General features: G+C 61.0%; 13 protein-coding genes. 1 reads left to right on the top strand and 12 read right to left on the bottom strand.

Features of this window, described 5'->3' with window-relative positions; all coding sequences use genetic code 11:
- Nucleotides 1–35: 35 nt before the first annotated feature.
- A complete protein-coding gene (locus ISP25_RS10775) occupies nt 36–665 on the top strand; it encodes a homoserine/threonine efflux transporter (RefSeq protein ID WP_404613789.1) in 630 nt (209 codons plus the stop codon).
- Between the two features lie 2 nt (nt 666–667).
- Here the strand turns inward: ISP25_RS10775 and ISP25_RS10770 are convergent, their stop codons facing one another.
- The 12 genes from ISP25_RS10770 to ISP25_RS10715 all read right to left on the bottom strand — a co-directional run bounded on the left by ISP25_RS10770 (nt 668) and on the right by ISP25_RS10715 (nt 13,030).
- The gene (locus ISP25_RS10770; protein ID WP_404613787.1) at nt 668–1,279 is read right to left on the bottom strand and encodes a uracil-DNA glycosylase family protein; all 612 of its coding nucleotides are present in this window, start codon (nt 1,277–1,279) and stop codon (nt 668–670) included.
- 2 nt (nt 1,280–1,281) lie between these two features.
- Nucleotides 1,282–2,094 carry a hypothetical protein gene (locus ISP25_RS10765; RefSeq protein ID WP_404613785.1) on the bottom strand — a complete coding sequence of 271 codons (813 nt, stop codon included), beginning with the start codon at nt 2,092–2,094 and terminating at the stop codon, nt 1,282–1,284.
- Nucleotides 2,095–2,120: 26 nt separating this feature from the next.
- Nucleotides 2,121–3,494: an FAD-binding oxidoreductase gene (locus ISP25_RS10760; RefSeq protein ID WP_404613783.1), complete on the bottom strand. Its 1,374-nt coding sequence runs from the start codon at nt 3,492–3,494 to the stop codon at nt 2,121–2,123.
- 127 nt (nt 3,495–3,621) lie between these two features.
- Nucleotides 3,622–5,700 (bottom strand): hypothetical protein, encoded by a 2,079-nt coding sequence (locus ISP25_RS10755; protein ID WP_404613782.1) that lies wholly within the window; start codon nt 5,698–5,700, stop codon nt 3,622–3,624.
- Entirely contained in the window at nt 5,697–6,230 is a 534-nt protein-coding gene (locus ISP25_RS10750) for a hypothetical protein (protein WP_404613780.1), read from the bottom strand. Before ISP25_RS10750 ends, ISP25_RS10755 begins: the two co-directional genes overlap by 4 nt.
- Before the next feature lie 189 nt (nt 6,231–6,419).
- Nucleotides 6,420–8,192 (bottom strand): type IV secretory system conjugative DNA transfer family protein, encoded by a 1,773-nt coding sequence (locus ISP25_RS10745; protein WP_404613778.1) that lies wholly within the window; start codon nt 8,190–8,192, stop codon nt 6,420–6,422.
- Between the two features lie 110 nt (nt 8,193–8,302).
- Entirely contained in the window at nt 8,303–8,623 is a 321-nt protein-coding gene (locus ISP25_RS10740; protein WP_404613776.1) for a hypothetical protein, read from the bottom strand.
- 121 nt (nt 8,624–8,744) lie between these two features.
- Entirely contained in the window at nt 8,745–10,025 is a 1,281-nt protein-coding gene (locus ISP25_RS10735; RefSeq protein ID WP_404613774.1) for a VgrG-related protein, read from the bottom strand.
- A gap of 33 nt (nt 10,026–10,058) precedes the next feature.
- Nucleotides 10,059–10,529 (bottom strand): lysozyme inhibitor LprI family protein, encoded by a 471-nt coding sequence (locus tag ISP25_RS10730; RefSeq protein WP_404613772.1) that lies wholly within the window; start codon nt 10,527–10,529, stop codon nt 10,059–10,061.
- Between the two features lie 37 nt (nt 10,530–10,566).
- A complete protein-coding gene (locus ISP25_RS10725) occupies nt 10,567–11,247 on the bottom strand; it encodes a lysozyme inhibitor LprI family protein (RefSeq protein WP_404613771.1) in 681 nt (226 codons plus the stop codon).
- A 173-nt stretch (nt 11,248–11,420) separates the two neighbouring features.
- The gene (locus ISP25_RS10720; RefSeq protein ID WP_404613769.1) at nt 11,421–11,906 is read right to left on the bottom strand and encodes a DUF4189 domain-containing protein; all 486 of its coding nucleotides are present in this window, start codon (nt 11,904–11,906) and stop codon (nt 11,421–11,423) included.
- Nucleotides 11,907–11,911: 5 nt separating this feature from the next.
- Nucleotides 11,912–13,030 (bottom strand): type IV secretion system protein, encoded by a 1,119-nt coding sequence (locus tag ISP25_RS10715; RefSeq protein WP_404613767.1) that lies wholly within the window; start codon nt 13,028–13,030, stop codon nt 11,912–11,914.
- Between the last annotated feature and the right edge of the window lie 2 nt (nt 13,031–13,032).

Below are 13,032 nucleotides of genomic sequence, written 5' to 3'. Positions count from 1 at the left end.
ACTGCGCTTCCGCCATCCCGTCCGGAGCGTGTTGCATGAGCTTGTTCCTGACCATCGCCGTGGTCCAGCTGATCGCCCTGATGAGCCCGGGTCCGGATTTCTTCTACGTCTCGCAGACCGCGGTGAGCCACTCGCGCCGCGAGGCGCTGGCTGGCGTGCTGGGCATCACGCTGGGCGTGGCGGTGTGGGCTGCGCTGGCGTTGCTCGGCCTGCAACTGCTGCTGCATCGGGTGCTGTGGCTGGAGCGAGCGATCGCGGTGTGCGGCGGCGCCTATCTGTGCTGGATGGGCCTGAAGATGCTGCGCGGCGCGCTGGCCGCGCCTGCCGGCGGCGCGCCGATGCACGCGGTGAAATTGGCCGACGGCGCGTGGCGCGCCATGCGCAACGGCCTGTTCACCAACCTCGCCAACCCCAAGGTGGTGGTGTATTTCGGCAGCATCTTCTCCGCCTTCGTGGGCGACGGACAGAGTGCCTGGGCGCGCTGGGGACTTTGGCTGATGGTGGTGGCCGAGACGCTGCTGTGGTTCGCTCTGGTGGCCGGCGTGTTCGCGCTGCCGGCAATGCGCCGGGGCTACCTGCGTCTGCGACGCTGGATCGACGGCTGTGCCGGTGCGGTATTCATGCTGTTCGGCCTGCACCTGATCTTTGCCAGGCGTGGCGCCTGAGGTTACCCGGCAAGCGCTGCCGCAACCTGTCGACGCAGCACCGGCAGCAGCTCCGCCTCGAACCATGGATTGCGCGTCAGCCACAGCCGGTTGCGCGGGCTGGGATGCGGCAGCGGCAGCACGCCGTGCGCGAGATGCTCGCGCCAGGCCAACACGGTATCGGTGAGCGTGCGGCCGCGCCGCTCGCCGAGCAGGCCGACTTGCGCGTACTGGCCGATCGCCAGCGTCAGCCGAACCTGCTGCAGATGCGGCAGGAGGCGCGGGTGCCAGGTGGGCGCGCACTCCGGGCGTGGCGGCAGATCGCCACCCTTGCCGGTGCCGGGAAAGCAGAAACCCATCGGTACGATGGCGGTCTTCCCTGCGTCATAAAAAGCACTGCGGTCCACGCCCAGCCATTCGCGCAGGCGATCGCCGCTGACGTCGTTGAAGGGGATGCCGGTTTCGTGCACCTTGCGTCCCGGCGCCTGGCTCACGATCAGCAGCCGCGACTGCGGCGACGCCTGCAATACGGGACGCGGTCCCAATGGCAGGTGTGCTTCGCAGATACGGCAGCCGCGGATCTCGGCCAGTAGCGCTTGGAAGGCTGCGACGTCGTTGCTGGCGGACGCATTCATGGTTACGCCGGGACATCCGGCAGCGGAGGCGGTTTGGATGCGGCGATCAACCTGCGTCGTACTATCAGGAACCAGATCGCGCCGAGCGGGATCGACAGGCCGAGGACCAGTGGTCCGTAGACTTGCGCTACGGCCGATCCGCTGAGCAGCTGCACACTCAAGGGCTGGAACGAGAACTGTCCGCTGCTCCAATCGAAATGCAGCGTAGTCACCCCGACGAGAGTGAACAGCGCCCATAGCCATTTGCGTCGCGCGATAGGCGTGCGCAGGCACAGCACGAAGGCGTACACGCACAACAACACGTCCGCGATGAGCAGGGCGAACATCAGCCAGTGCGTGACGCTCTTGTCCTTGAAGGTAAATGCATTGGTGGCCTCCAGGGGGGCGGCGAGGCGCTTGGCGCGCAGGCCTTCGAGCATGAGCTTGTCGCCTTGCCGTTTTAGCATGACGTTGGCGACGACCCAGGTGTCGCGAAATTCGTACTCATACGTCAAGTTGAACACGACGCTCTGTTCATGCGAGCCAAACTTGCTGAAATGGGTGGTATAGGCGCCGACGGTTTTTACGGATTCCGGTGAATTGTCCGGGAACGTCGAAGCCACACTGCGCAACTTGCCGTCGATGCCCGGGCTGAGGTACTTCGGATCGAGCTGCGCCTTCACGGCATCGATATCGCCATTGCGCAGCTGGTCGATGATGGCCTTGGCCGAGGACGATTCGGCCTTGGGCTCCATTCTGTCGATGAGTGCCTGCTGGCTGCAGGCATTCAATGTGAGACACAGTACGGCCACTACTGCAAGCAACACACGCTTCATGCGATTTCCCTGTCGAATGCGAGCAACTACGGTAGCAGCTTGCCGGGATTGAGGATGCCATCGGGATCGAATGCAGCCTTGATGCCGCGCATCAGGCCAAGCGCTTCGCTCGACAGCGCCAGCGGCATGAACTCGCGCTTGACCACGCCGATGCCGTGCTCGCCCGAGATCGTGCCGTCCAGCGCGATCACCAGCGCGAACAGCGCGGGCAACGCGGCGTAGGCGCGTTCGATCTCGTCCACGTCGCGCGGCAGCAGGTTCACGTGCAGGTTGCCGTTGCCGGCATGACCGAAGCTCACGATGGGCACGGCATGCCTTTCCGCCAGTTGGCGCACGCCATCCACCAGCTCGGGCAGGCGGCTCACTGGCACCACCACGTCCTCGTTGATCTTGTGCTGCGTGGCGGCGCGCTGGGCGAAGGAGAGCGCCTTGCGCGCGGCCCACAGCGCGCGGGTCTGCGCCTCGTCGCGGGCTACCTCGAGTTGCACCAGGCCGTCCACGCGGGCGGCGGACTCGACGGCGGCCACGGCGCTGTCCAGCGCGTCCGGCGCACCGTCCAGCTCGATCATCAGCAGCGCCTCGGCCGAGGGTACGCCGGCTTCGGGCTGGTGTTCGCGGGCCAGCTTCAGCGCCAGCGCATCCATGAATTCCAGCGCACATGGCGTGGCCGGCTGCGCCATGATGCGCGCCACCGCCTGTATCGCCGCCGCGGTATTGCGATACGTGGCACGCAGCGTGCGCACCGCCAGGGGCTTCGGCGTAAGTTTGAGGGTGGCCTCGGTGATCAGGGCCAGCGTGCCTTCCGAGCCGACCAGCAGGCGCGTGAGGTCGTAGCCGATCGCGCTCTTGGTGGTCTGCGCGCCGCAGCGGAAGCTTTCGCCGTTGCCGGCCACGGCGCGCAGGCCCAGCACGTTGTCGCGGGTCGAGCCGTATTTCACCGCGTGCGGCCCGGAGGCGTTGCAGGCAAGGTTGCCGCCCACCGTGCACCATGGCGCCGAGCCTGGATCGGGCGCCCAGAAGAAACCGTGCGGCGCCAGTGCCTGCTGCAGCGCCTCGTTCGTTACGCCCGGCTCCACCACGGCGAGGCGGTTGTCCGGGTCGATGCGCAGGATGCGATCCATGCGCATGAAATTCGCCACCACGCCGCCTGCCATCGGCACCGAGGCGCCGGTGGAACTGGTGCCGCCGCCGCGCGCGGTGATCGGCACGCGATGCTCCCGGCAGGCGCGTACCAGAGCCTCTACTTGTACATGCTCCGCGGGGAATGCCACCGCATCGGGCAACGCGTCGAGCCGCGAGTTGTCGTGTGCGCAGGCAAGGCGATCGGCTTCGGCGATCGAGAGTGCCCCGGGCGGCAATGTGTCGTGCAGAAGATTCAACAAGGCGGGTGCGAGCGGCATCGCACCAGTTTAGCGATGTACGCGCGACATGGTTGTTGCACGTGCCAGGCAACTCGATCCTGGCCGATGACCTGTCATCGAGCCGGTGTCATGGCTACGTACCGACCTCGTGCGTGCGGGGAGCTTGCTATTGCCCGATTTGCGCGCCGTGAGCCTGGGATTGGCCATGGATATGGGCCTGCAGTTGATTGGCTTGCTGGATCTGGTGAATGGAGTGCTGCGGATCGGGCGAAGGTGTTTTCACGTCCACCGCGACGGGGGGCCTGAGTTCCGACACCGTCATGAAATGCATGATGCCGCGGCTCTCGTCGTAGGCGATCGGGCCGATGTTGTCGTGGGTGATGCCGCCGGCGTGGCAGGCCGCGGTGAACTGCAACAGACGCTTTTCACCGGCCGCCGGGATGCGCTCGTGCAGTTGCTGGTACAGCGCGTGATCAGGGTTTGCCGCATGGCGTGGATCATCATGCGTATAGGGCGATTCCGCCGTCGGACGCGAAAGCGGATGTTGCAGCTGCGCGGCGGTTGTAGGAGCCGCGTCGTGCCCAAACCACCGCCCCGGATGTGTCAGTTTGTCGTAAGCGTGGCCGACTGCGTGCTCGGCGACATCCGCACCGTGTGACACGGCCTGTCTGGTGCTGTTGTAGGCCTGCGAGGCCGCGTGCTCGGCGGTGGCGATGCCTTGCGAGACAGCTTGCCGGGTATGGTCGTAAGCCTTTGCGGCGGTGTGCTCGGCAGCCTGGATGCCGTGCGTCACGGCTTGTCGAGTGTCGTCATAAGCCTTGGTGGCCGTCTGTTTGGCTGCATCGGTACCGTGCGACACGGCCTGTTTGGCATGGTCATAGGTCTGCTCGGCTGCATGGCCGGCGTCTTCGACTGCTCGATACGTACCGACGGCGCGGTTGACGAGATGAATGACCCCTGCCTGGACCTCGGAGCTGTGGACGGCTGCATCGATGGTTCGTGCGGCGCCGTGCGTGCCGCGTTCGATCGCCTGTTGGGTAGCGTGCAGGCTGTTTGCGGCGAGGTCGCCTATGGCATGTGCCGCCTGTCCCTGCAAATGCGCGGCTTCGCCGGCGATGGTGCCTGCCAGCGGCGCGATGGGATTGACGGGCGTCATAGCGTCGCCCGCCTTGTGTACTGCCGTTGCCACATGCTCAAACTGTGACTGCACATATTGGCCGCCCGCGTGCGCAGCGTCGGCGCCTGCTTGCAACCCGTGTTCCGCACCCAGTACGACGCCGTTCTGCTCGACCTTCTTCTGTATGAGCGGATCCACATTCACCGTCAGGTATTCGTCCAACTGCTTGCGGATGTCCGGCGGAAGTTGCGCGCGGGCGCCGTGGCCTTGAGCTTGGCGCAACGCTTCGGACAACTCGCCGCGCTCGCGGTAGACATCGTTGCGGTAGGCATCGATGGCGGCCTTGTTGTCTGCGTAATTCTTCTCGCATTGAGCCAACGCACCTGGATCAAGGACGCTTGCCATGTGGTCGCCGGGACCGGGGGCGAAGTGCTTGATGCTGTGGTCATCCAGGCTCATGGCCAGGAAAGGGTTGGGCGCCTGCGCACCGGCTGGCGGATCCAGGTAGCGTCCAGACCGCATGTTCTCCAGGTCCTCTGGGCTGGCAAGTGTCGTAATACGACCGTTGTGATGACTGGCGGCGCTGACCACATCGCCCGCCATCACATAGTCGATGATCTTGCTGCCGCCCTCGGGCACGCCGTAATCCAGGCTTGCCGCTCCATAGGCGTTGAAGGTCGCACCGCTCAGGCCGTACTTGTACGCCTCGATTTCAGCCAGGGTGCCGCCCAGCGAGTGGCCGGCGACGGTGATCTGGTCCGTCGAGATGCCCTGCATCTTCGCCTTGTCGATTATTTCTCTGGTGAAGTCGCTTGCGGCGGCCTCCTGCGGATTGATTCGATCGCGCACCATTGTTGCATCGACGGCAATGTCCTGAAGTGTCGTGAGGGTGTGGCTCGTGATGTCCTTGATGGCGGGATCGGTGCCGCGGTAGGCGATGATGATTTCGTGCGTGGCCACGCTTTGATAGGCCGTGGCGTGGAAGCCCGAGGTCGAATCATTCCTGTAGCCAATGATTTTGTACTCGGCGCCGCCCAGGTAAACGGGTTTGTTGTCGTGCAGGTAATTTGGGTGGTTTGTGTAGGCGTCGCTGGCGGCATCGGCTTGTTCCCTTGCTGTTGGACTCACGGCCCGGCCTCCTTGATGGTGACCGTGATCGGGAAGAAGTCCTCGGGATGCTTGGCGACTTCAGGGGAGTTTGGCAGGAACTCCAGTGCACTCATGTCGGTAAAGGAGCGGTCCTTGTAGGCGCTCTTCTTGAAGTACTCGGTGTACGACCCGGCCCTGATCGCTTGTTCCAGGCCTCTCGTCGGAGAGAACGTTGCGCCGTGTACAACAAAAACCGGACCCATGCCCGTCGCGTCCCAATGGCAGACGCCCTTGCCGAAATAGTCTTCGTCTTGCAGCAGGTCGCGATGGAAAAGGCCCTTCCAGGTTTTTCCATCCATGCGGGTCATTTCGAATTCATGGCTGACATTCGGGATGTTCCGTCCGCCAGTGAATGCCCCCTGCGGCACGCAGTCCACATTGACGACGTCGAAAAACACCGTGCCGCTTACCGAATCCCATGGACCCGGAGCCTCAGTCGTGGCGGTGATTTCATAGCGCTTGACGGGGTGTGGGTTCTTTTTCGGGTTGCTTGGGTCACCGTGTGCCATGGAGCATCCTGTGATCGCGGTCAAGGTGAGGAACAAGACGGGTTGGATTCGAGATTTCATGATTGGAAGTGAGCGCCGTACAAGCATGGGTCGTGGAGATGGTGATCGGGTCCTCAAGAATCGGTGCTGATGCTTCATCGCCGGGTTTGGGGCAGGTCGGGTCGAAGTCTTCTGGAGTCGCGGCACGACCTACTGCGCCAACCACACCGCAGCTTGCCCCTGCTGCGGCCGAACGATGTTCCTTGTCGCTTCGCCTGCAGGATTGCGAGCTATCGGTTTGATTTTTGCCGGAGGCAAGTCGGCTCTCGCCTTGAGCTCTTTGTCCCTGAAGAACCAGTTCTTGCGTGCGCGGATAGGTTTGCAGCCCTCGTAGAAGATGATCTCCTCATCCTGCGGAAGCTCCTTGATCTCCTGCGGCAGGAAAAGCGCACGCTTCTCTTCGCTGTAGCTCGTCGAGACCTGGTTGTTGCCACGGCCACGGCTTTCGCTGCGCTGTTTCCTGCGCACTGTCTTGTAGCCGAGCATTTCGCTGTATTCGTTGGCGTCGGCTTGTTCGCGCGGGGCGAACACGATCTGTGCGCCGTGATTGGTGATGAAGTTCTGCGCGTCGTGGTCGCCATAGGTCGAGCGCAACTGCGACCGGCTCTGCACGATGCACAGGTCGCGCACGCCGTAGCTGGCCGAGATCGAGATGCGCTTGGCCCACACGTCCACACGACCCATGGCAGTGAATTCGTCCATCAGCATCAGCAACTGGTATTTGAGGTCGGGCTCTTCGCCCAGCTGCCTGCCGAGGTTGGAGCCGATCACGGTGCTGAAGAAGATGTTCAAGAGCTTGCTGCTCTCATCCAGCTTGTTCGTTGGGATGATGACGTAAAGGGTGGTGGGGCGCTTGCGCAGCGCAGTGACGTCGAAATCCGTGGCGTTGGTGGCGGCTGCCAGGATCGGGCTCAGGAACTGCTGCAATGGTGCCTGTACGGTTGCGATGACCGAGGAGAAGGTCTGCTCGGCAAGCCCCAGAAGATTGCCGAACACGGTGCGCGTCTGCGTGCTGACGCAGGCATAGGCCGGATCGGCGAGAATTTGCTGCAACGTCTCCTTGCTGCTCTTGCCGCCCATGCCGCTGGAAAGACGCAGGATGCGTTCAAGGCTGGGGAACAGAGCAGACGTGTCCGGATCGAGCCGCATCGACGCGGGACTGCCGGCGTTCTGCTGGGCCAGCACCTGGGCGTCCCAGACCTCGAACATGAAAGAGGCGAAGGCGGCGAAGGCGGCGCGCGACTGGCTGATCCAGAAAGGATCCTTGCCCGTCTCGTCCGGGTACAGGATGGCCGACATGGTCTGGATTTCGCCGAGGCGCTTGCCGGGATCCAGGCCGGCCATGAGGGACATCGGATTGAAACGGTGGGTGTTCCCGGCATCGTCGTAAGGTGCCCACACGCGAATGGAGTGGCCTTGCGCTTCCCTCCAGCCGCTGGTGGACTTGAACAACTCCCCCTTGAGATCGAGTACCACCATCGACTGGGCGTAGGAAAGCAGCACGGGAATGGCGATGCTGGTGGTCTTGCCGGACCGGGTGGGCGAAATGGCGATCGCATGCTGAGCGCCGTTCAACCACAGGTAGCGTCCCCTGTACTTGCCGACGAGAATGCCCTGCGGAGTCTGCGTGAGCAGCCCGGCTTTCTTCAGGTCATGCAGACCGGCGAAACGGGCGTTGCCGTGCAGGGATTCGACCCTGCGCCGGGACAACGGAATCAATAGAAGCAGCCACGCAAGCAGGGGCAGTCCGAAGCCGAGGCCACCGGCCAGCTTGATCTTGCCGACGTATGGCGCGTATTGCGGCAGGCTAGCGGCTTGGTGGTACTGCCACCAGGTATTCCAGATCAGGGGCGAGCCCTTCAGGCCGAGCAGCCACAGCGTGAGCCAGTCAGCGAAGTAGAGGCCGCCGAGCAGGGCGGCCATGAGCAGAATCACTGCGAGGGCCAACTTTCCTTGGCGCATTCATCAATGTCTCGTCGAGTGTTTGGGCAGCATGCGCATGGGGCATGCCGGCGGGCAAACGATGGCGCCAGTCAGGGGCTGTAGCCCCATTGCGTGATGATGTCATTGAGGATGGCCAAATTGGTTGGCAATTGAACAAGCTTGCACTGCATCAGGAACTGCCGGCGCGAGGCAGCGGTGGAGCCGCTGTCGAATTCCGGATCCCACACCTGGATGGCGTGGAAGGTGGCGATAGGCGCCGTGCAAGCCGGTCCGCCCGAAGTACCCACACCGGAAATGCCGGCCATGCAGGTGTAGACCGAACAGGGGTCCGAGCCTTGGGCATGTGCGGTGCCAATCGTCAGCCCGGCGACACTGATGGTGAGAGTGGCAAGCAGGGTACGCAATTGCATGACTTGACTCCTTGTGGTCATGAAAATTGGATCAACGGGGCATGTGGTTTCGTATGCAAGTACCCAACTCACCCTCGTGCCATCGAATCGACGACGAAATTGGACACACGACGAATCCGGGCTACATCGCCAAGGTGTTGTGATCGGGTTGATGCAGCTCTGGAAGAGTTGGAGGTGCCTGATCGGAAGTCCGCAGGCTTGCCGCTGTAGCAGCACTTTGCGCTATCGGCGCTTGTAGGGCCGTTACTGTGTCGACGGAACCGAACTTCGCCTGCTCCATCGATGATGCGGGGTGTTGGGCGATATAGACCTGACGGCCGTCGTCGCCGAGGACGACCTGGTCGATACGGGCGAAGCCTTGATGTTTGGCCTCGACGACCAGCGCCACAGCCAGGTTGTGCTGTTGCTGTACGGTGGGCTGGCCATGGGCGTTGAGGTTGTGCACGCCCGTCAGCGCCTGCTTGAACAGGGCGTGGTCGGGGCTTTTCGGATCGTTCAGGGCGTGGGTGATCTGCTGCAGCGCTGTGTGCATGGCCTGCTGAGTGACCGGGCCGACCTTGCCGTCAACGGGGAGATGGTGGTCATGCTGGAAGCGTTCCACGGCATGACGGGTATCCAGGCCGAAGATGCCGTCGGCTGTCAGCGGTTTGCCGTTGTGGACGGTGTAGCCGAGCACGGTGAGATTGGTTTGGAGTGTCGCCACTGCATGGCCGTGGGTGCCCTGCTCTTGTGTGGACGTAGCGGTGTGTCCAGGCCCGCTGGGTTGTGCGTGTTCCACTGTATTTCCCTCTGCCAAATTGAGCAGATCCACTTTTTCTTCCCTGGCCCGTGCCAGGACCGAGGCTTTGACGGCGGTGCTGCTATGGCTGAAGAGGTGGTCGTTATGCACGATCTTGTAGTCTTGAACTGCACCGACAATATCCTTGTCCGATAACTTGGTTAGATCAAAGTCGTTGCCGAATTTCTCTTCCAGACCTTTCTCGAAGATGCTTGGCGTCAGGCCTCGAAATTGAACCGACGTGCTCCATAAAGCATCCTGCACGGCTGGGCCGCGTTGGGACAAATCCAAACCATCCGTCTTGAGCCGCGCACTTTGCGCATCGTAGAACTGGGTCTTGGTGAAATCATGTTGATCTTTGGCAAAGTTGATCGGATCAGCCTTGGCCACTTCGCGCCATTTGGCGTCGAAGGCGGACGAGCCAAGCTCCAATCCCTTGAACGAGTCCGCGTAGCGGGAGTGATTTAGATACTCTCGCAACGTTCCCGTGTTCAGTGCGAACTGCGAAAGTCCATAAGAAGCTCCGCCTGGGTCACCGGGCGTGTGAGAGATGCTGCCTGGCCCCCGGCCGCCAGTCTCGTAATGTTCCGAGGTTTGTCCGAGATGCCAAGGATTCTGCGCCATGTTCTTCTCCCTTTAGGCGAGATCGAAATACGTTCAGTGCTTGTTATGCAGACGGTCTTCCAGGGCTCTTGCCTGCTTGGCCGTTTCCTGCACAGAGCAATCGTATGCATCCAGTTCAGCGGCTTGCCCACCGGCTTGGTCAAGCGCGCAATGGGAGGTGCGATAGGTGATCCAGGCCCGTTCGTCGCTGCGCAACTTAGTCTGCTGGCTCTCGTCTGATGCGGCCATCAAGGCCTTGTACGCCACGTTCAGGCGCTTGTCCTGATAGGCATATTCGGCTCCCATACATTGCTTCATGCTCGGCGTTACCCCTGCAGCTGCAGTTAGGCAGGCCGCATAGGAGGCTCGGGTGTTCTCCGCGCTCGTGTTGCCCTGTCCGATGGCATTCTGCGCATGCACCATGCCAGCCGTAAGTACGAAAGCAGCAAGCAACGGCAAGGTGATGGCATATGCCTTGAGTGAAGTGCGCAGTCGGTTGACCGTGATCGCGACGTTATCAGGCATGGCGGATTCCTTCTGGTTCATGTCGAGGAAAGGGCCGTCAGCCCCCAAAACAGTGTTCGTAGGTGAAGTCGATCAGGGTTTTGTCCGAGACATCCTGGGATTCGCCAGGTTGCAACTCGAAATGCCCGAACATATCGTCGTCGCAGATTTCCACGGTTTTGCGCTGCGAATCATCTGACAAAGTGCAGATGCCGCCGAAGCGATTGTTGCTGCCGACAGTGCCCACGGGAAGACTGATAAGCCTGCCGCAACTGATGATCTTCCCGGAATGCTTCGCATGGGCGAGAGATTGATTGAATGATTGAATCCGGATGCTGGGATCACGGTACGCCACCACATTGGTGCATGCGGTGCCTCCGTTCGGTAATACGCAAGACAGTTTGTTGATGATGTCCTTCTCGTTGCGTGCCAGAACAGCGATGCGAGCGGTATAAGTCTGTTGCAGGCACGTTTCGTCCTGGCAGACATTTCGCGTATAGGTGATCCAGTGGCGCTGTTCTTCGATCAGCGCCTTCTTGCTGGATGGTGCAACCACGGCTAGGGACTCCATGTAGGTTTGCTGCAACTTATCGTCCAGTGCGGAAATTTTGGCGTTCTTGCAGATCAGCGTTTCTGTGGCATTCGCAGCCTTGCTGCAATCAAAGCTGGCAGCCATAGCGCGTGGGAGTGCTGTGAAGAGGAGTGCGCCAAAAGTGCAGGCGAGAAGGGTTAGTTTCATGGTGGACACAATGAACCTCTAGTCAATAATGCAAATTATGTGCGGCCTTCAGGGGGAAGTTGTGAGTGCTGTCGCGATTGGAAAGCAAGGCAATGTCGGGCTATTCGTCAATGCTTCGGTTGTGATGAAAATGGAAGCAGTGAAATCTATGGGGTGATGTTCCCGCTTTTCACTTACTGAATACGATTAGGTAGACTGCATGCGGAGTAATAGACATGGCAATTTGATGAACTTGCAGTACATTTTTTAGTTGCTTGTTGCACAGCGTCGGCTTCAGTTAGGCCTGCAGAAAAACTGTACGTCTTGTCTCCCAGGACCATTGCGACGCATTCGTTGTGATATGAAATCAGTCGCGTGCAATTCAATCCGCCTTTGGCATGGCAATCTTCCTCAGCGGTTTGCCAGGCCGCTGATTCGCTTTGCTTATCAGTAGCGACGCCGAGCTTTCCTAAGGAGTCATCCGATACCATCGCCCCATAATGATCTACCCAGATCTGCGGGAGCATTTGTTGGGTCTGAGGCTGTTGCGATTGCGGCTGATAGTTAGGATCGCAGCCAGACCAGCCTTGTCCCTGTACGGGAACGCAGTCGACGCCAGCCTGTTGGGCATGCGTGGCGGTGGTGGCCAACAAAAGCGTGAATAAGAGTAAAGCTTTCATGATCATTATCCCGGTGTCGGTGGGTTGGCCAAGCCGCCACCCTGCTTGGTGACATCTGCGCGAGGCATATAGCTCGAGCTACCCAAACGAGCGCCGCTAGCGGACGAGGTGGGACCCAGTGATGCGCTGTAGCCACTAGCAGTTCGAGAATCTGCTGCAACTCGATTCGCGCCCGCTTGCACTGGCCCATGCCCGCCATATCCATACGCGCCAGGCGGCTGTCCCTGTGGACCCGGTCGTGAGGCGGCGCCATTGAAAGCGGAATAGGCCATGAAGCTTCCTAGGGTGGTCTGGAAGAAGTTGCCGGCCATGGGCGGCACGGAAATGATCAGCATGGTCATCAACAGCCCGATGCCGCCTTGCTCCAACGATTGGGTGGATAGGCCTTCGCTGCTGGTTTGCAGCAGATTGTTGACGAAATTGGACGCCCACAGGGCAGTGGCAGCGCGCAGAGTTACCTGCAGCACGATGGCGGAGACGAAGCTGAGCATGGCCAGCGAGAACAGGGTGGCGAGACCGTACATCAACCATTTTTCGAACAGCGCTTTGGTCTTGTTGAAGATCAGGCAAAGGATGAATAGCGGCCCGAGTCCTACGAATAGGGCGATAGCAAAGTTGTACAGCAGCAGCATGGCGCCGACTGCCATGGGCGGACTGGCGGTGCCAAAGATGGCGAAGTCGGCGGCGCGAGCCTTGTCACTGATGGTCTGCATATCGCCGGGCGCAGCCTGCACGGCGTCGATGGCGGCCATGGCGGCTACGGTCTGGGCCAGATTGTCGTTGATGCTTTGCTGGATGGTATTGCTGTTTCCAGTGAACATCTGATTGAGGTCGGTGGGTATCTCGTTGGTGGCCAGGTCGTGCAGGTTGCTGCCGAAGATCGACATGGACGTAGCAATGGTGACGATGATCACAATGCGCGCCATGTTGGTGACCACGGCCATCAATGGTTCGCGCAGGGTACCGGTGATGACGCGGTAGCCCACGCTCATAACCCAGGCTGTCAGCACCAGCAGCGCTGCTGCGGACACCACTTCCATCGTCTGTTTCATGAGGTGAGTCATGAAATTATTGATGGCCGTGTTGATGTAGTTGTAAACCAGTATGTAGATGGCGAGATTCATGC

This window comes from Rhodanobacter hydrolyticus (assembly GCF_044904645.1).
Note: the sequence above shows the minus strand (reverse complement) of the source record. Positions and strands in the feature narration are given on the sequence as shown.

Excerpts from the sequence above, each read along its gene's own strand:
- ISP25_RS10720 (WP_404613769.1), bottom strand. The coding sequence starts at position 11,906 with ATGAAAGCTTTACTCTTATTCACGCTTTTGTTGGCCACCACCGCCACG.
- ISP25_RS10730 (WP_404613772.1), bottom strand. The coding sequence starts at position 10,529 with ATGCCTGATAACGTCGCGATCACGGTCAACCGACTGCGCACTTCACTC.
- ISP25_RS10770 (WP_404613787.1), bottom strand. The coding sequence starts at position 1,279 with ATGAATGCGTCCGCCAGCAACGACGTCGCAGCCTTCCAAGCGCTACTG.
- ISP25_RS10745 (WP_404613778.1), bottom strand. The coding sequence starts at position 8,192 with ATGGCCGCCCTGCTCGGCGGCCTCTACTTCGCTGACTGGCTCACGCTG.
- ISP25_RS10765 (WP_404613785.1), bottom strand. The coding sequence starts at position 2,094 with ATGAAGCGTGTGTTGCTTGCAGTAGTGGCCGTACTGTGTCTCACATTG.
- ISP25_RS10725 (WP_404613771.1), bottom strand. The coding sequence starts at position 11,247 with ATGAAACTAACCCTTCTCGCCTGCACTTTTGGCGCACTCCTCTTCACA.
- ISP25_RS10715 (WP_404613767.1), bottom strand. The coding sequence starts at position 13,030 with ATGAATCTCGCCATCTACATACTGGTTTACAACTACATCAACACGGCC.
- ISP25_RS10760 (WP_404613783.1), bottom strand. The coding sequence starts at position 3,494 with ATGCCGCTCGCACCCGCCTTGTTGAATCTTCTGCACGACACATTGCCG.
- ISP25_RS10740 (WP_404613776.1), bottom strand. The coding sequence starts at position 8,623 with ATGCAATTGCGTACCCTGCTTGCCACTCTCACCATCAGTGTCGCCGGG.
- ISP25_RS10735 (WP_404613774.1), bottom strand. The coding sequence starts at position 10,025 with ATGGCGCAGAATCCTTGGCATCTCGGACAAACCTCGGAACATTACGAG.
- ISP25_RS10775 (WP_404613789.1), top strand. The coding sequence starts at position 36 with ATGAGCTTGTTCCTGACCATCGCCGTGGTCCAGCTGATCGCCCTGATG.
- ISP25_RS10750 (WP_404613780.1), bottom strand. The coding sequence starts at position 6,230 with ATGGCACACGGTGACCCAAGCAACCCGAAAAAGAACCCACACCCCGTC.